Source organism: Pseudoalteromonas sp. 1_2015MBL_MicDiv (assembly GCF_002407505.1).
GTDB lineage: Bacteria > Pseudomonadota > Gammaproteobacteria > Enterobacterales > Alteromonadaceae > Pseudoalteromonas > Pseudoalteromonas fuliginea.
The window spans coordinates 1,950,290-1,966,788 of the sequence record NZ_CP012737.1; the positions used below are offsets into that span (position 1 = coordinate 1,950,290).

19 protein-coding genes are annotated in these 16,499 nt (G+C 39.8%); 7 read left to right on the top strand and 12 right to left on the bottom strand.

All coding sequences use genetic code 11. The features are described 5' to 3' along the window. Nucleotides 1–146: 146 nt before the first annotated feature. The 6 genes from AOR04_RS08835 to AOR04_RS08860 all read left to right on the top strand — a co-directional run bounded on the left by AOR04_RS08835 (nt 147) and on the right by AOR04_RS08860 (nt 7,004). Nucleotides 147–1,475 (top strand): hypothetical protein, encoded by a 1,329-nt coding sequence (locus AOR04_RS08835; protein ID WP_096793087.1) that lies wholly within the window; start codon nt 147–149, stop codon nt 1,473–1,475. 152 nt (nt 1,476–1,627) lie between these two features. Continuing rightward, nucleotides 1,628–2,932: an ABC transporter substrate-binding protein gene (locus AOR04_RS08840; protein WP_096793088.1), complete on the top strand. Its 1,305-nt coding sequence runs from the start codon at nt 1,628–1,630 to the stop codon at nt 2,930–2,932. A gap of 146 nt (nt 2,933–3,078) precedes the next feature. Next, a complete protein-coding gene (locus AOR04_RS08845; RefSeq protein WP_002960879.1) occupies nt 3,079–3,951 on the top strand; it encodes a carbohydrate ABC transporter permease in 873 nt (290 codons plus the stop codon). Between the two features lie 2 nt (nt 3,952–3,953). After that, complete coding sequence (locus AOR04_RS08850; protein WP_002960878.1) at nt 3,954–4,784, top strand: carbohydrate ABC transporter permease; 831 nt, start codon at nt 3,954–3,956, stop codon at nt 4,782–4,784. A gap of 10 nt (nt 4,785–4,794) precedes the next feature. Beyond that, nucleotides 4,795–5,796, top strand: coding sequence for an ABC transporter ATP-binding protein (locus tag AOR04_RS08855; protein ID WP_096793089.1), 1,002 nt, complete (start codon nt 4,795–4,797; stop codon nt 5,794–5,796). Between the two features lie 248 nt (nt 5,797–6,044). Beyond that, a complete protein-coding gene (locus AOR04_RS08860; RefSeq protein WP_002960874.1) occupies nt 6,045–7,004 on the top strand; it encodes a sugar-binding transcriptional regulator in 960 nt (319 codons plus the stop codon). Between the two features lie 599 nt (nt 7,005–7,603). On the opposite strand, the gene AOR04_RS08865 is transcribed toward AOR04_RS08860, so the two are convergent. Genes AOR04_RS08865 through AOR04_RS08910 form a run of 10 tightly spaced genes read right to left on the bottom strand, consistent with a single transcriptional unit; the run spans nt 7,604 to nt 15,126 of the window. After that, nucleotides 7,604–8,746 carry a phage head morphogenesis protein gene (locus AOR04_RS08865; RefSeq protein WP_096793090.1) on the bottom strand — a complete coding sequence of 381 codons (1,143 nt, stop codon included), beginning with the start codon at nt 8,744–8,746 and terminating at the stop codon, nt 7,604–7,606. Between the two features lies 1 nt (nt 8,747). Beyond that, nucleotides 8,748–9,290, bottom strand: coding sequence for a hypothetical protein (locus AOR04_RS08870; RefSeq protein ID WP_096793091.1), 543 nt, complete (start codon nt 9,288–9,290; stop codon nt 8,748–8,750). Nucleotides 9,291–9,292: 2 nt separating this feature from the next. Further along, nucleotides 9,293–9,736 carry a hypothetical protein gene (locus AOR04_RS08875; protein WP_096793092.1) on the bottom strand — a complete coding sequence of 148 codons (444 nt, stop codon included), beginning with the start codon at nt 9,734–9,736 and terminating at the stop codon, nt 9,293–9,295. 10 nt (nt 9,737–9,746) lie between these two features. Next, entirely contained in the window at nt 9,747–10,364 is a 618-nt protein-coding gene (locus tag AOR04_RS08880; protein WP_232525528.1) for a DUF3164 family protein, read from the bottom strand. Then, a complete protein-coding gene (locus AOR04_RS08885; RefSeq protein ID WP_232525529.1) occupies nt 10,354–11,853 on the bottom strand; it encodes a phage portal protein family protein in 1,500 nt (499 codons plus the stop codon). The genes AOR04_RS08880 and AOR04_RS08885 overlap by 11 nt, the downstream gene beginning before the upstream one ends. Further along, the gene (locus AOR04_RS08890; protein ID WP_096793095.1) at nt 11,846–13,585 is read right to left on the bottom strand and encodes a hypothetical protein; all 1,740 of its coding nucleotides are present in this window, start codon (nt 13,583–13,585) and stop codon (nt 11,846–11,848) included. The genes AOR04_RS08885 and AOR04_RS08890 overlap by 8 nt, the downstream gene beginning before the upstream one ends. Next, on the bottom strand, nt 13,585–14,091 hold the full coding sequence (locus tag AOR04_RS08895; protein WP_096793096.1) for a DUF1804 family protein: 507 nt from the start codon (nt 14,089–14,091) through the stop codon (nt 13,585–13,587). The genes AOR04_RS08890 and AOR04_RS08895 overlap by 1 nt, the downstream gene beginning before the upstream one ends. Then, nucleotides 14,091–14,429 carry a hypothetical protein gene (locus tag AOR04_RS08900; RefSeq protein WP_096793097.1) on the bottom strand — a complete coding sequence of 113 codons (339 nt, stop codon included), beginning with the start codon at nt 14,427–14,429 and terminating at the stop codon, nt 14,091–14,093. The genes AOR04_RS08895 and AOR04_RS08900 overlap by 1 nt, the downstream gene beginning before the upstream one ends. Nucleotides 14,430–14,438: 9 nt before the next feature. Then, on the bottom strand, nt 14,439–14,882 hold the full coding sequence (locus AOR04_RS08905) for a hypothetical protein (RefSeq protein WP_096793098.1): 444 nt from the start codon (nt 14,880–14,882) through the stop codon (nt 14,439–14,441). Continuing rightward, nucleotides 14,869–15,126 carry a hypothetical protein gene (locus AOR04_RS08910; RefSeq protein WP_096793099.1) on the bottom strand — a complete coding sequence of 86 codons (258 nt, stop codon included), beginning with the start codon at nt 15,124–15,126 and terminating at the stop codon, nt 14,869–14,871. The genes AOR04_RS08905 and AOR04_RS08910 overlap by 14 nt, the downstream gene beginning before the upstream one ends. 254 nt (nt 15,127–15,380) lie before the next feature. Here AOR04_RS08910 and AOR04_RS08915 point away from each other — a divergent pair, with 254 nt between their 5' ends. After that, the gene (locus tag AOR04_RS08915; RefSeq protein ID WP_096793100.1) at nt 15,381–16,082 is read left to right on the top strand and encodes a hypothetical protein; all 702 of its coding nucleotides are present in this window, start codon (nt 15,381–15,383) and stop codon (nt 16,080–16,082) included. Here the strand turns inward: AOR04_RS08915 and AOR04_RS08920 are convergent. Together AOR04_RS08920 and AOR04_RS08925 are read right to left on the bottom strand one after the other, a co-directional pair. After that, nucleotides 16,072–16,260, bottom strand: coding sequence for a hypothetical protein (locus AOR04_RS08920; protein ID WP_096793101.1), 189 nt, complete (start codon nt 16,258–16,260; stop codon nt 16,072–16,074). The two genes, AOR04_RS08915 and AOR04_RS08920, sit on opposite strands and share 11 nt — an antisense overlap. After that, nucleotides 16,247–16,498 carry a hypothetical protein gene (locus tag AOR04_RS08925; protein ID WP_096793102.1) on the bottom strand — a complete coding sequence of 84 codons (252 nt, stop codon included), beginning with the start codon at nt 16,496–16,498 and terminating at the stop codon, nt 16,247–16,249. The genes AOR04_RS08920 and AOR04_RS08925 overlap by 14 nt, the downstream gene beginning before the upstream one ends. Nucleotide 16,499: the final 1 nt, after the last annotated feature.

Consider the following 16,499-nt stretch of genomic DNA (forward strand, 5'->3'; position numbering starts at 1 on the left):
ATGCTCACAAGTGCAACTTCATTAACTATTTAATGTTTTGCTCAGATAGCCTCATCTATACACACTGAATTAATACCAATTTCATTAAATGCATATGTAATTTAATAAAGTTGGCATCACACACCACACTAAATAAAGAGCTTATTATGTTGAATAATAAAAAGACTAAATTTGCAATTTCTCTCATAGCGGCAGCTATGGCTACATCAGCACCAGCACAGGCTGATATTTCTGAATATTTAGATCGCGTTGACGTAGACTTTTTACTAATGCAAAACTTTCAGTCAATTCAGGCTAAAGATGGTGCATTTCGTCCAGAAGATGAAGAACAAGAATCAGGATTTGGCCGTATTAGAGCTAATCTAATGCTTAAATTTCATATTAACGAGTTCATCACTGCCGATATAGATATTGCAGAAGAGCCTAATGACTTTGGTGGCGAAGATCGTGACTTTTCATTTCACAACGATTTTGCAGGTGTTGAATTTGACTTACTAGGTCTATATGGCACACCAAAAGAAAACGCAAATTTAACACTGCGTTTGGGTAATATTGGTGGCTCACCATTTCAATTTAAAGGTTTTCAAGACGGCGCAGATAACCAAAGTAATGCACTTATTGGTAATGGTATTACCGATTACGCAACCGCAGAAAACGGCGCACAGCTAAGTTACAGCGAAACTTTCGATAGTGGTGTAGTACGTGCTTATAATGTTACAGGTCACATTACGACTTCAAGTTTCGGTGAAGCATTTCAAGAAGACAGAGGTTATAACTACCGACTTCAAGGTACTCTAGAATTTGAAGGTGGCTTTAAAGCAGGCTTAAACTTATTAAAAGCGAATCAAGGCGACCAGTTACGTTTTGAAAATGGCGTAGCAAGTCTTGATGGTGTAACCACAACAAACTATCGCTTTGGCGATGGTGAAAACTATAATTTCTCAGCGTCACCTTCAAACGAGCGTGACACTCACGTTGGCGCAATGCCAGGGCTTGAGCAATCAATCATCCAGCTTAACTTAGCTTATCAACCATCTGACGAAACTAGCTTAATTTTTATGCTTGGTAAATCGTCTGATGATTACACATTTGCAGATGCCGCTGGTAATGCAGTTGCCGGTATTACCTACTTTGGTACAAACGGCATAGCTGATGAAAATGGCACTACTTTTGATTCAAACAGTGTAATAGAAGGCGACTCATCGGTTGAGTACTTCGTGTTTGAAGCACAACAATATCTAATCCCTAAAAAACTATATGTAGCGGCTCGTTATGCAGAAGCCGATAACACTTCCGACTTAATTGAACAAACAGACAACACAGTAGAGCGTATTCAAGTAGCCGCAGGTTACTGGTTTAACGATAAAACGCTTTTAAAAGTTGAGTATGTTAACCAAGAAGAAGGGGTTAATTCGGGCGGCCAAATCGGTAAAGGATTTGACGGCTTCACTTCTGAAATATCTGTTAAATTTTAAATCATTATCCAACTAGTCTAACTATTTATACAAAGGACCTAAAAAGGCACTTTGCGGGCAGTTTTATGCGTTAAAACTGCCATAAATAGAATTGGTAATAGATTGAAATTTAATAGCACTTGTTAAAACATAACGTGTATGGGGAATACCCGATGAAAAATAAATTAATTATGCTCGCGTGTGGCTTTATAAGCATGGGCGCTGCGGCAAAAGAAACAATTACAATAGCGACTGTAAACAATGGTGACATGATCACCATGAAAGAATTAAGTAGTGACTTTACCAGCAAAAACCCTGATATAGATCTAAAATGGGTCACTCTAGAGGAAAACATCCTTCGCCAACGTGTCACTACCGATGTTGCAACAAAGGGCGGCCAATACGATGTTATGACCATAGGTACTTATGAAGTACCAATTTGGGGCAAGCAAAATTGGCTAAAAGAGCTGGATAATTTAGGTGAAAACTACGATTTAGACGATTTAATTCCGGCAATTCGAAGCGGTTTAACGATTAACGACAAGCTTTATGCTGCGCCATTTTATGGCGAAAGCTCAATGGTTATGTACCGCACTGACTTAATGGAAAAAGCAGGGCTGACAATGGCTAAAGCCCCAACATGGGACTTTATACGCAAAGCTGCTAAAGCGATGGCAGATAAAAAAGAAGGTGTTTATGGCCTTTGTCTACGTGGTAAAGCAGGTTGGGGCGAAAACGTTGCGCTTATTACATCCATGGCAAATTCGTTTGGTGCGCGTTGGTTTGATAAAAATTGGAAGCCACAGTTTAATACTCCAGAGTGGGAAAATACCCTTCAGTATTATGTCGATGTAATGAAAGAGTCAGGACCTGCTGGTTCATCTGCAAACGGGTTTAACGAAAATCTTGCACTATTCCAAACAGGAAAATGTGGTATTTGGATTGATGCAACCGTTGCAGGCGCATTTGTTACTAATAAAAAAGACTCAGAAGTTGCCGATAAAGTAGGGTTTGCACTTGCGCCAGATAATGGTCTAGGTAAACGCGGTAACTGGTTATGGTCTTGGACTTTAGCCGTACCGGCAAGCAGCAAAAAACCAGATGCCGCAATGAAATTTATTAGCTGGGCGACATCAAAAGAATACACTCAACTTGTAGCTGACAAAAAAGGTTGGGCAAAAGTACCGCCAGGTACACGTAAATCACTTTACAGTAATCAAAAGTACATGGACGCAGCACCGTTTGCGCAAATTACCTTAGATTCTATCCAATCTGCAGATCCTAAAAATCCAACCGTTAAACCGGTGCCTTATGTAGGTATTCAGTTTGTTGCTATTCCTGAGTTTCAAGGAATTGGTACAGCTGTTGGGCAACAATTCTCAGCAGCATTAACTGGCCAAATGACCGTTAAGCAAGCGCTTAGTACGTCTCAGCACCTCGTTGAGCGAACAATGCGTAAAGCTCGCTATCCTAAATAGCATGTAATGGGCGGGTAAGTACTCAAACTTACCCAATATTTTATGTCAATTCTATTTACTTGTTAGTTATAAACGCTATCAAGGGTTTCTGATTTTCACTTGATAGTTAACAAGTAAATAGAATTGGCTTTTTTAAGGTCACCTTTATGGCAACAACTAACTCGCGCACGCTTGCTCGGTTTATGCTTCTTCCAAGTGTAATTTTATTACTTGCTTGGATGATAGTTCCGCTGTGTATGACACTGTATTTTTCTTTTATTGATTACAACTTACTCGTTCCAGGGGATAAAGAGTTTGTAGGCTTTTTAAACTATGAATTTTTTCTAACTGATCCGGCTTTTTTTGAATCATTTTTTAACACGCTTTACCTAGTAACTGGGGTTTTACTTATCACTATTTGTGGTGGTATTGGCTTAGCTATTTTACTAGACCAAGCAATATGGGGACGAAACTACGTTCGCATTATGGTACTAGCCCCATTTTTTGTAATGCCAACTGTGTCGGCATTAGTATGGAAAAACATGCTAATGAACCCAGTTAATGGCTTATTTGCACACTTTGCTATTTGGCTTGGCTTTGAACCTATCGACTTTTTTGCTCAAATGCCGCTATTTTCAATCATCATAATTGTGTCTTGGCAGTGGTTACCGTTTGCAGCTTTAATACTGCTAACAGCAATACAATCACTCGACCGTGAACAATTAGAAGCGGCTGATTTAGACGGAGCTGGCCCATTTAGTAAGTTCTTTTACATCGTTTTACCGCACTTATCGCGCGCTGTAACTGCGGTTATATTAATCGAAACTATATTTTTACTGTCAATTTTTGCTGAAATATTAGTTACAACCAGTGGCGGTCCTGGTTATTCGTCAACCAATATAACGTACTTAATTTATACGCAATCGCTACTTCAGTTTGATGTAGGCGGCGGTTCGGCAGGGGGCATAGTTGCAGTTATTATTGCAAATATAGTCGCTATATTTTTAATGCGCTTAATTGGCAAAAACTTGGAGGGTTAATTATGACTATAAAAGATAGCCGTCGTTCCAAACTAATTTATACCATTGCTGCATGGACAATAAGCGGCATGATTTTCTTTCCAATTTTATGGACGTTAATCACCAGCTTTAAAACGGAAGCCGAAGCAATTTCAGCAAGCCCAAGCTTATATGCGTTTGATTGGACGCTCGAAAATTACCGCGATGTACTGTCGCGCTCGCCATACTTTAACCATTTTTGGAACTCTGTAGTTATATCACTAGGTTCAAGTTTACTGGGGTTATTAATTGCGGTACCTGCTGCGTGGTCTATGGCGTTTGTGCAAACTAAAAAAACAAAGCACTTATTAATGTGGATGCTTTCAACCAAAATGTTACCACCAGTAGGCGTACTTATTCCTATCTATTTATTGTTTCGCGACTTTGCATTACTCGATACAAAATTAGGTTTGGTTATTGTAATGACACTCATTAACTTACCAATAATGGTATGGATGCTTTACACCTACTTTAGAGAAATACCAAACGAAATACTTGAAGCTTCTCGTATGGATGGCGCAACAATTGGTGAAGAAATATTCCATGTTTTATTGCCAATAGCCTTACCAGGTATAGCCTCAACGCTATTACTCAATGTTATTTTGTCGTGGAACGAAGCGTTTTGGACACTTATTTTAACCGCTGCAAATGCTGCACCTTTAACGGCATTTATTGCCAGTTACTCAAGCCCTGAGGGGTTATTTTACGCTAAGTTATCGGCAGCATCTGCCATGGCCATTGTGCCAATTTTAATACTTGGTTGGTTTAGTCAAAAACAATTAGTGCGTGGATTAAGTTTCGGCGCAGTAAAATAGGAGAATACACATGGGCAGCATCACACTAAAACAAGTCACTAAAAACTTTGATGAAGTTAACGTAATTAAACCGCTCGACTTAGAAATTAAAGACGGTGAGTTTATCGTTTTTGTTGGGCCATCGGGCTGTGGTAAATCTACATTACTTCGTATGATCGCAGGGCTTGAAGATACCACCAGTGGCAATATAGAAATTGACGGTATTGACGCTACAAAAACACCGCCTGCAAAAAGAGGCTTAGCAATGGTGTTTCAATCCTACGCGTTATATCCGCATATGACCGTGCGTAACAATATTGCTTTTCCTTTAAAAAGAGCCAAAGTTAGCCCTACAGAAATCGAAAGTAAAATTGCTAACGCCGCTAAAATTCTTAATTTGACCGATTATTTAGACCGAAAGCCTGGGCAATTATCGGGCGGTCAGCGCCAGCGTGTAGCAATAGGGCGCGCAATTGTACGCCAACCTTCGGCATTTTTATTTGATGAACCGCTTTCGAATCTTGATGCGTCATTACGTGTAAATATGCGTTTAGAAATATCTGAATTACATAAAAGTTTAGCCACAACAATGATTTATGTTACGCACGATCAGGTTGAAGCCATGACAATGGCAGATAGAATCGCGGTATTTAATGCCGGTATTATTGAACAGGTAGGCACACCTTTAGAGCTTTATAAAAACCCAGTAAACAAATTTGTAGCTGGTTTTATTGGCTCTCCAAAAATGAACTTTATAGATGCTCCACAAAATGAAGATGCGAATGTTAGTTGTATTGGTATACGACCAGAGCATATAACACTCTCTACTGAGCAAGGAACGTGGGCTGGTACTGTCGGTGTAATTGAGCATTTAGGATCGGAGAGCTTTTTACATATAAATATTGAAGGCAAAGGGACCGTAACAGTAAAAGCAGATGGTGATTGTCCGTTAAAATATGGCGACAGTATTTACCTAAGCGCACCGGCTGATAAAGTATTAAAGTTTGATAATAACGGTTTAACAATTCGCTAGAGCCAATCTTTAATTACCTTAAATAGCACCTTTATAATGGTGCTATTAACTAAATTCTAATTACATAATCCTATGAAACCTAGGTATTTTTTATTAAGGAATGGTATATTTACAACTATAAATAACAAAAACGTTATTAATAAATAGATACTCCAAAATTAATAAAATAATTTATATAGCAGCACATATAATTGAAATTATGTAATGAAAATAAGGACTTAGTTTTCCTTCTATTTTAAGAGGTTTACGTGGTAAAGCTATCAAATACAGAAATTAGAAAGCTAGATGATGCAGCCAGAGCAGGGTGGTTATATTATGTTGGCGGTAACACACAAGATGAAATTGCTAAAAAGCTAAATATATCTCGCCAATCTGCACAAAGAATGGTCGCATTATCTGTGAGCCAAGGATTAATTAAAGTTAGACTTGACCACCCGATTGCCAAATGTATGGATTTAGCTGAAAAATTAAAAAGCCGTTTTGGGTTAGATTCGTGTGAAGTTGTACCGAGCGATCCCTCAGAACCTTCATCTACATTAGGTTTGGCTCAAGCTGGCGCGGCAGAAATAGAACGTCATTTAAAATCAGAACAACCCAAAGTACTTGCTATGGGAACAGGTCGAGTTTTACGTTCATGTGTAGATGAGCTAAGAACTGTTGATTGTCCGCAACATAAAATTGTAGCAATGCTAGGTAATATGGCTTTGGATGGATCGGCTTCACCTTATGATGTTGTAGTAAGAATGGCCGAACACACCAATGCAAAACATTATCCAATGCCATTGCCAGTTTTACCCAGAAGCATTGAAGAAAAAGAACAATTACACGCACAACAAAATATTACCGGTAATTTAAAACTCGCTAAAGATGCCGATGTAACATTTGTGGGTATTGGTAGCTTAGGTGAAAAGTCGCCATTACATATAGATGGTTTTATTGATGCGCAAGAACTTAAAGAGCTACAAGATCTTGGTGCTGTTGGTGAAATGATTAGTTGGGTGTTTGATAAAAACGGTAAGCTTTTAGATTGCACAGTTAATCAGCGTGTAGCAAGTACGCCATTAAAAACAAATGCTAACAAACAGATTTATGCGATAGCTGCTGGTGAAGAAAAAGTGTTAGCCATTTTGGGCGCAGTAAGGTCAAACATGATCAGTGGATTAATCACTAACGAATATACAGCTGAGCGTTTATTAAGTATTGATTAAACAAATTGAGAAATAAAGTATCTGTATTAGTAATACCTGTTATTGTAATAAAATCACTTAATGTCCGATACCGTCTAGTATTGGACATAGCAAGGGCGCATTTAAGCGCTCTTTCTATATATACATAAACCACCTATAATTTATATTATGTTAAATAGTATAAATAAATATATAATCAAGTTCCTCACCTTCATTAATTAACGTACAAACGCGATATTTTGACTATTTAATAAGCATTAACCTACTTATCTTAATGGTTAGTGCCTTACCCATTTACGGTATTAGCTTCTTGAACATATAAAAATACCGCTTGGTTATTGTAAGGGGCTGTTCATTTCTAGAATAATGATGATGTGATGATTTTCGACCTCATCTTTTGGAAAAGCCCATTATTACTGGGTTTCGTTAGTTTATAGTGTGAAATTCTATTAAACACGATTACGTATGGTTTTAGACGAAAACGTTCAAACTGACTCATTACTCAATCATTCCTGCTCATTTTACGTTTAGAATTAGATCATTCTTGATCGTTTAACTTTCCTTTAAACAGACTTTAAACGCCTTTTAAACACGGTTTAAATATTTTGAACTGCCAATGTTTAAATTTTCTCAGCCGCTACAATCGTATTAAACTGAGGGCCTAAGTTAATCGCGATCATAAAATCTTGATATGATAATTTTACTTGGCTGCCTATGTAGGTAAACGTATTTGGATTTTGAACAGCGTTCATTAATATCTGGATTTGTTCAAGCGTAAGCTGGCCAATTAAAAACTTTTCAATTTGAGCACTGCTGACTGTAACAGCGCTACTATATATAGGTGCGTTTTTACGTGACAATTCATTTAATAAATTTGTAGGCAAGTGCCCTAGCGTAAATTGCTGGCTATCTGGTACTGACTTTTTAAGCGCTAACTTTGCTGCTTGTAAGTTTACCTTCTTTATATAGTACTGCTGAGATTTTAAAATGGCTTCGTTAAATTGTGGGATTGCTAATTTTTGGATATCGGTTGATAAAGTCATTACTGATTTACCCGCTGCAATGTCTGCGCCTAACCATGCTTTGCCCGGATTATAATCCCAGCCTAAATCTATGCCTGGCAATTTATTAAGTTCTTCACCTGTTGATGAATCTACAACTTTGAATGACTCCATAAATTTATTAACTTTTTCAGGTTTGCTAATTGATAAACCCATGCGTGCAATATCTCGCGCATTAAGTGATACCACTTTACACCTACAGTTATAACCATTTGGTGGATAATGCGTATCCCAAAACGGATGATCAACTGGTAATAAAATGTAATTCCACTTGCCGTGTTCAGGTCTAACGCGACTATCACCGGCAGTTAAATATAATAAATAAGGTCTGCGCTGTTTTATCCGCTCTTGTTGTTGCCAACGGCCAGCTGCTCGCGCGGTGTTTTTATTATTTTGATAAATGACTTTTGATCGCCAGCCTCGTTTACCATTGTATGACCAGCCATGATCATCAACTATTTTATCAAAACGTTTTCTAAAGTCCGATATCGTCTCGCCATCACTAATTGCCGAATCTACCGCTTTATAAAAATCGTTAAGTATTGATAGCTGAGTTGCACCGGCAACAGTAAATGCTTTTGCGTGAATTAAGCCCTGCAAATCTTTATATGACTCACTGGTAAGCTTAATTTTATCTTTGAAATGATAAATGGCTTCCTTGAATTTAACAAGGTCGCCATATTGTGGAGCTAATAAGTCCATATTAGTGCTCTTTTAGCGACTGTTGAATGTCTTGAATTTCGTTTCTACGTGAATTATCGCGGCTATTTCCGAAGAAAAAATTTAAAATCGACGCTACAACCGTGCCTAAAATAAAGCCTAAAATGGTGTCTGCAAAGCGAGTTGCGGTATCTGGTATGGATAAAAACGTTATACAGCCGATGTATATAACGGTTGCAACTGACCAAAACCACGCATAGTAATAAATGAACCGTTTAGAAAACTTATCATCTTGATTAAGTGCCTGTATCTGCATATTACGGGCACTTTGAGTATTTTTAAACGCTAAATCATCAAGCTCTTTTTCACGGTTTAAAATGGTTTGCCGTAACTCTTGTTGTAATACACTGGATTGCTGAACCAGGTTTAATGCTTGCTCAGGCGTGCCACCATTAGTAATGGTTTGCGCAATATCTACCACTTTGGACGCGACCTTTGATCCATTGTCGCCCCCTATCCAACCGCCTATTTTTTTATCCAGGCCTGTGAGCTTTGCTATGCCAAGTGCTATTGTAATTGGGTCCATAATTATACCTTTATATAGTCGTTGTAAGTTTTACCACCAATTTTAATAAGCTCTAAACAATCCAGTTTTTTATACTGACGAACGAGGCTTTTAGCGGTTGTAAAATCGCATGTGTTGTATTCGGTTATTTCATAAAGCTCAGGCATTTCTTTTTTTGCACGGCGCTTACCCCATGCTTTTTCTGCATCTTTGATTGATTTGGCTGTGTATCTGGCGCGGGTTCGTTTACGCCAAACATCAGGTATACACGCAGGGCGTTCGTTATCTTTAGAGTACCAACCACCTTTAATTACATCGTCGACGTACACAACTAAACTGGTTTTAGACTCAGATACACGACCACGTGTAACAGTTATTTCAAACTCACCGTATTTGAAAATAACCGAGCCAAAAAAGCCTGCTAAGTGCTTTTCTATCTCTATCCACTGCTCTTTTGTGATGGCCATAAGCGCCCCGCTACAGTTTTGCTATATCGAGTGAAATTGCTTGCTCAATGCCTTTATCATCCTGCTTGTAAAAGCGGATAAAACGGCAAGAATCAACCACACCAACCGACTCAGCAATAATATTCATGGCTTTGGTCCACTTGCCTGAATCATCTGAAATTTCGAGTTTACGCAGGGCTAAAATTCGTTGCGGATTAAGTGATCCTTGCTTATCGGTATTAAACGTTTTGCTAACAATGGCTTTAATATTTTGGTTGCCACCTTCGGTCCATTCGTCCAGGCATTGATCAATTAATTGCTTGGCAAGGGTAAGCTCTGGGCCAAGTTCAATCCGCTCTTGGGTTTGTAGGGTTACTTTTAATTGGCTGTCAAAGGTGCGTAGTGTCACATTGCCTTTTTTACCGCCTAAGTTAACGCCATGTTCTTGGGCTAATAGCTCTATAAAATCGTCTGCTTCAGCCATTAAACTTTGTTTAAACTCTGCCAGTGCTTCTTGCATATCAACGGCTTTATCAATGGCTTTTTTAACAAACTCGTCTTTGATCAAGTCTGTTTGTTTGATGTTGGCAATAGCTACTAAATTGCTTTTACCGTCTTTTAAATAACCATCAGGAACGTTATTCATCATCTATCTCCACAGTTTTAGAATTAGCCTCATTCATGCCTGCCATAAATTCATACTCCATTGCTGTTTGGGCAACTTCTGCCAGTGCTGAGTCTGAAATATCAGGGAATTGTGAGGTGATTTTTTGTTTAAGTTCGTCCAGGTCTTTTGATGCCTGAGCAAAATGAAAAAGCTTTTTAATGGTGTCTTCACTTGCGTGATCAAACACATCAAATTCGTTGGTAAGCTCTACGTTATCGGTTGTCTTTTTGGCAAACTCAGATTTAGCAGCCGTGGCTATGCCTTGGCCTTCTTCTGGTACATCAAGGATTGCTTCGCCGTCTTTAGGCTTTGGTACACCGAGTTCTTGATAGGCCCAATCTTCACCAACGGGCACAATACGGGCTGTCTCGCGCACGCGGGTTACGGTGTCAGTGTTGATCTCGCGTTTGTCTTTAAAGATGAATTTAGCCGGCTCGCCACCATCAAAATTTACAGTGTGAAGCGAGTTTAAAAGTTGGTTGCGAAATGAAGCCACAAGCACCCTGTCTGAGCGCTGATTATCGCCTGCTCGTTTTGCGTGGGTTTCGCTTGCTGCACGTGCGCCCCCATTTTTTTGCTCTGTTGCCAAGGTCTGGCTAGTTAGCGCTTTACTTATTTCAGCATTACAAAAGTTTACCAGGCGCTCAGGGACTGGCTCGCCAGATATTTTGCTCTCGATGATCTCAATGCTGGTGTCATCAGGTATGGCGGCTATGCCGTCTTGTACAAGCTTAGCTAACCCATCAAGCAAGTTATTTATATCTGAATCTTTACTGCCTATTGGGTATTTACCCACAGGAAATGGAATACCAAAGCGCTCGCACAGCTGTACAAAAAACTTAAAGCCGCCATGCTTGAACGTCCATGGCCAAAAACAGCTACTTAATAACGCGATACCATACGGGTTTTCGGCGCTTGGCATGTGGCGAACGCACGACCAACGGCGTTGATCGACTAACTCGCCTTGTGGGTTGTCGCTGGTTTTAACAAGCAACTCGTGATCACTATTAAACGCAAAGCGGCTGTTACGCCAGGTCTCTACATATTCGGGTTGCCAATGGCCATCGTGTTTAATGTATTTGCCTAAGTGGGTAACGCTAAAGCCATTTAAAATGGCGCTGTAGTTGTGCCAATCCATATCGGCCCATTCTGTATGGGCACAAGGTTTTTTAGCAAAAAAGGCTTTAGCTAGTTCATAACTTTTTAAACTGGCTGCATCGTCACCGCCTGGCACTAGCTCGGTATTAAAGCTAAATAAGCCACTGCGTAATGAACGCAATTCACCTATAACATGCGCATCACGGGCTATTTCTTCATAAATAGCGGTGTTTTTACCCGCGCGGCGCAGAATTGGATCTGGGTTTGGTAGCTCAGTAATAAGCGACGTTAGGCTTGGATCTAAACGGTTTTGGTCAAACATACGGTTAAGTGCAGCGTATGCTTTAGATGTAACGCGTGGTTTGCTATACATGATAGCCCCTTATTTGTTTAGTTACTTTGCGGCTATTAACACGGGGAATACCGCCCGCACCGGTGCTGGCTACCATCCATAAAATGGCTAATCCACAGCTTAGATCGTAGTGATGGTTTGTTTGCTTTTCAGGCCAGTTTTCAAGCTCGTCAAGGAGTAAACGACACCGTGAATGAAAGGCAATTTGTGCTGGCGTGTTTGTAACATAGGTCTCTAACGAGCCGATGCGTTCCTCTGCAGGTATGGTTGCAGTAACACCACGTAAAGGCAGTGCTATACCTTGCTCTAGGCCTGTTGTAATAAACTGGCTGCGCATAAAATCAAAGGCGTTGTTGTTCTCAAAGCCCCACACACGGCAGTTATATTCTTTTTGCGCACGTATTAAATCGTTAAGTAACCGGCTGGTACCTCGTACTTTACGGCTTTCATATTCAACGTGTAGTTTTTGTAATTCATTAGAGTAAAAGCCCACTAATATAGCGCTAGGGTCGGCTTTTTCTGTTTTGCCCATGCTTGGGTCACATGCGCCATAGGGTATCCATTCGTTTAAGCGATCAACCCAAAAATCAAATTGATAAAATATGGCTTCTTCGTCGCTTTTGGCAATGCCTTGCATCTCGCGGTTAAACTCACGCTTATTAGCTGCCCACATACACATCAAATCGTAAAGCGTACGCACACTTGGCCAGCTTGTTTTAGCGGCTTTAAGCATTTGTTTTTTATTTTTTATCCAAAACTTAAATGACGGTTTTTGCTCTGTAGAAACCGCTTGTCCCTTTACCGCTGCGCGTTTTTCAAAGCGTTTGTCGTCATGTACCATTAAATCGCGACACTCTTCCCATAAATCCATGCGTTCTGGCATTTGTTTAATGGCTTTAAACCGGTGAACAATATGCCCTGGTGCTTCTTCGGCGCGGCTTATTGGGTCATCGTTATTTAAAACGGTGTTTACACCTAAAAACTTAACTGTTCCGTCGGGTGGGCCAAGGTATTGCACGGCGGCCTCTAAAAAACGCCAGCGGTTATCACGCTCGGTTGGTGATTTAGCCTCGGCATCTGTAATAATGTCATCTGATAGTAGTAATTTAGGGCGGCTTGCACCGTGGAATGTTCCGCGTACTGATTGCTCAGCACCACGGCTTTCAAAACGAACACCTTGGGCTGTTACAAACTCACCTAGCTTCCAAACGGGGGATTTTTGGCATACTTCGGGAAAGTCTAACGCCAGATTATTATTGTTAAGCAACTCGGTTTTAACGACTTCTAATGTTTTGGTTGGCATTTTTGTTTCAGCGCCAAACAAGATCACAAAATCGATAAATTGACTTAGCTTTTGTAAACCAAGTTCTTGGCAAATATCTTGGTCTTGCAATAACGCTAAAACAGCCACATACACCGGCGCTATTTTTACGCCAAGTGTACTTTTACCCTCACCACGCGGGGCCACAAACCAGTTTTTCCAACCATTTTTAAGCTTGAGGGCTTCGGGGAACCAGTTCATAAAATAGCTTTGGAATTCAGACGCTGTTTGATCGTCGTCAAGCCACATATGATGCGGAAAATACGTATACACAAAAAACTCAAAATCGCCGCCAAGTACACGTTTTCGGCGTGATTTTATTGCAGCAGGGCTTGGGTCTATGTTGCGCTCTTTTGCTTCAATATCGCGGCGTAGCGAGCTAGTTATTTGTTCTATTTCAGCTAAAAACTCACGTGAATTCATATCGGCCATTAGTCGCTTAACTCCTGATCGAGTCGTGGACCAAAGGCGGTAAGTATTTCAACAAATTCGGGCGCAAAGTCGGGGTATTTAGTTGATACAAACTTAGCAAGAATTTTTAACACCTCAGTGGCAATGGTGCGCTTTTCAAGCTTTTTATTACCGCCCGATACCTTCATTACTTTACTCATCATGTCGGTCAGTGAGCTAAGTACTTTGGTGCGTTGGTCAAGCGGCAGTGCTGCACCCTCGGCTGATTTTAAAAGCTCAAAGGTTTCGTTTACTTGAATGGTGAATTCTTCAATAAAGTCGGTGGTAAACTCCCCTGCTGTACCCTCGCTGCGGCGGCTTGCTGCACGGGCTAAGTCCCAATCGTCGCCGTTGTCTTTGGCTTCCATTTTCCAGCGACGTGCTGTTCCGTCTGCCACGCTGTGTTTAATAGCCGCTACGCTTAACGCAAGCAGCTCTGATACATAGCTGTGGCGTACGGCGTTTTTCTTTTCTGCAGGGTGCGCCATTAGTTCATCAATCCATTTTTTACGGCATAGGCAATCAACGACACCGCTAAACCTGCAGTACCACCCATAGCCGCCACCTTAACGCGCTGGTTAGTAAGTTTTTCTTCCACCTTAGTTAAACGTTCATCCTGCTTATTAATCGCTGCAATTTGGCGTTTTTCGCTGTCCTTTAGCTCTACTTTTAAAGCATCGGTTACAACCTTTTGGCGCGCTTCGCTTTTTTCGATACTGTGGTGAATATCTGCTTTTATCTCTGCAACACTGTTTAAAATGGCTTCTTGGCTGGCTTTAATTGAACCAATAGACTCAAACAGTAGGTTTTCTTGCTCTGGGGTCATGAGTAGTCCTTACGGGTTAAATACTTTAATGCCCGTCCATGTAGGCGTGCGTACATCAAAATGAAACCAACTCACTTGCCCTTCAATGGCGGTGATGTAGGGGAATTCTTGCGGGTGTGCTAATACATAGTCGCGTACTTGCTGTGCGGTGTAGTTTTTAAAGCTGCAGTCGAATGCTTTGCCTAGCTTATGTTGGCTGCGCTTTGCCCCAATAGTGCAATCAAGTGGACGATAGCCACGGTATTGATTAGCGCCGCCCCAGCTCCAGTTATTTACAATGCACGAGCCAAATTTATCGCGTAGCTTTTGCAGCGTGCGCAATGCTTTTGGATCAAAAAAGTGAACTAAAAAAAGAGGGTCATCGCTGTATAAATTATAAATAGACTGTGGAACTAACTCTTTAAAAGTAAAGCTCGGTGCTAAAGGCACGTTAACGCTTTTATGTATTGCCATTTTGCAATGTCCTTGTGAGTACATTTAATCGTTTTTTTGTGAGGACATAACAGGCAGGTAAGCGAGTACTGCGTACAGGTTTGTTATTGGCTGGGTTTAGCAGCGCTTTAACGCGGGTACGCAATGCGGGCAGGTCTTTTAACGGGCAACGGCGAGAAATTGCAATTTGCTCGGCTTTAGAACTGGCCTTAATAATTTGTTGAGCTAAAAACTCAATAAATGGCGCATGCACTGTATTTGTCATGCGGGTAGTAAATCAATTTAGGGGATTGGGTAACACTGTAAAGTTGTTTGCGGCTGTGGCTTTCGAGCTGGTCTATTAGGTTAAATTAAAAAGGCTTATTAATACAAGGGGGCAAGCCAATTTAATTTATGTTTACAATATTAAGTTTGAATGTAAATATCTATCGAAGTTGTTTCACAACATGATTACGATAATTTTGCTCTGCAGCATTTAAGAAATAAAATTAATAATTAAAAAGTTTAAAGGTGATTTAAATGTTAGAGCTTGTCCCTGATTGGAAAGTACTTAAAAAATTTGCAGATATTAAACTAGTTAAATTTTCGTATGTATGGATAATTATTGTTCCTGTTCTCGCTAAGTTACTTGTGCAAATAGGGGATGTATTACCAATTAAAATTGGCGAAGTCACTTTTAATATAAATCTCAGCCTACCATTTAGTTGGCAAATGTTCTTTTTCTCAGCACTTTCCTTTTCTTTAGCGCAATTCATTTTTAACTTAGTCTGTCCTGAAATAGTCAAGGATTTCGAAAATCAAAGAGAATTTGAAAATGATGGTAAAACAGTCATTCAATTAGGCTCATATTTAAAACGTTTATTATTGTGTAGAAAAAATAATGATTATAAAAAAAGTGGTGTATTTGTTGAGTTCGTGAAGAAAAAAGATCTAATAAATAAACCTAATGATATAGCTACACAGTATATAGCTCATTTAAATGATGAACAACAATATAAAGTTGGCTTTACAAGAGCAAATGATTTTGAAAAGACAACTAATCTATTGATAGACTTATCACCAGATAGAAAAAAAGCGATCTTTGAGTATGTTTATACAGTTTTTAAGGTACAAAATCCTATCACTAGAATTATAGTTGCTTCTTTATATACGTTAGGTTTCATTTTATCTGCTGTTGTTCTACTCCAGAATGTTATTTCTGTAATACATACTATATTTTAACCTCTCTAAACGCCTCCCTATACTCATCCATTAAACCCGTTACATCTAACCCCATAACTTTACGTTGGTTGATGTAACGGGCCAATAGTTTTAAACCGTATTCGTACTGCCACTTCTTAGGCTTAGCGCCACCGCTAAGTTGCAATGCAGTTAGCAGTACAAAGTTATTGTTTTGCATGTTTGTGTTTGGGGTAAGTTTGGATTCTTACCTCAGTACCGTCGGTAATACGGATGAACTCAAACCAGCAATGAATGCAAATAGTGTGATCGTTATAAACCTCGCCTTGTGGTGGGCGCATGGTTTTTAAGGTGTTATCGCACTCAGGGCATTTGTAATGAATAACAGGCTTACTACGTAATATTGCGCCGTTAAAAAATGCCTGGCATTCAGCTTTAATGTCTTTCAAAAGCTCCATG

Coding starts and splice junctions, on each gene's coding strand:
- AOR04_RS08835 (WP_096793087.1), top strand. CDS start 147: ATGTTGAATAATAAAAAGACTAAATTTGCAATTTCTCTCATAGCGGCA.
- AOR04_RS08840 (WP_096793088.1), top strand. CDS start 1,628: ATGAAAAATAAATTAATTATGCTCGCGTGTGGCTTTATAAGCATGGGC.
- AOR04_RS08845 (WP_002960879.1), top strand. CDS start 3,079: ATGGCAACAACTAACTCGCGCACGCTTGCTCGGTTTATGCTTCTTCCA.
- AOR04_RS08850 (WP_002960878.1), top strand. CDS start 3,954: ATGACTATAAAAGATAGCCGTCGTTCCAAACTAATTTATACCATTGCT.
- AOR04_RS08855 (WP_096793089.1), top strand. CDS start 4,795: ATGGGCAGCATCACACTAAAACAAGTCACTAAAAACTTTGATGAAGTT.
- AOR04_RS08865 (WP_096793090.1), bottom strand. CDS start 8,746: ATGGACTTATTAGCTCCACAATATGGCGACCTTGTTAAATTCAAGGAA.
- AOR04_RS08870 (WP_096793091.1), bottom strand. CDS start 9,290: ATGGACCCAATTACAATAGCACTTGGCATAGCAAAGCTCACAGGCCTG.
- AOR04_RS08875 (WP_096793092.1), bottom strand. CDS start 9,736: ATGGCCATCACAAAAGAGCAGTGGATAGAGATAGAAAAGCACTTAGCA.
- AOR04_RS08880 (WP_232525528.1), bottom strand. CDS start 10,364: ATGATGAATAACGTTCCTGATGGTTATTTAAAAGACGGTAAAAGCAAT.
- AOR04_RS08885 (WP_232525529.1), bottom strand. CDS start 11,853: ATGTATAGCAAACCACGCGTTACATCTAAAGCATACGCTGCACTTAAC.
- AOR04_RS08890 (WP_096793095.1), bottom strand. CDS start 13,585: ATGGCCGATATGAATTCACGTGAGTTTTTAGCTGAAATAGAACAAATA.
- AOR04_RS08895 (WP_096793096.1), bottom strand. CDS start 14,091: ATGGCGCACCCTGCAGAAAAGAAAAACGCCGTACGCCACAGCTATGTA.
- AOR04_RS08900 (WP_096793097.1), bottom strand. CDS start 14,429: ATGACCCCAGAGCAAGAAAACCTACTGTTTGAGTCTATTGGTTCAATT.
- AOR04_RS08905 (WP_096793098.1), bottom strand. CDS start 14,882: ATGGCAATACATAAAAGCGTTAACGTGCCTTTAGCACCGAGCTTTACT.
- AOR04_RS08910 (WP_096793099.1), bottom strand. CDS start 15,126: ATGACAAATACAGTGCATGCGCCATTTATTGAGTTTTTAGCTCAACAA.
- AOR04_RS08915 (WP_096793100.1), top strand. CDS start 15,381: ATGTTAGAGCTTGTCCCTGATTGGAAAGTACTTAAAAAATTTGCAGAT.
- AOR04_RS08920 (WP_096793101.1), bottom strand. CDS start 16,260: ATGCAAAACAATAACTTTGTACTGCTAACTGCATTGCAACTTAGCGGT.
- AOR04_RS08925 (WP_096793102.1), bottom strand. CDS start 16,498: ATGGAGCTTTTGAAAGACATTAAAGCTGAATGCCAGGCATTTTTTAAC.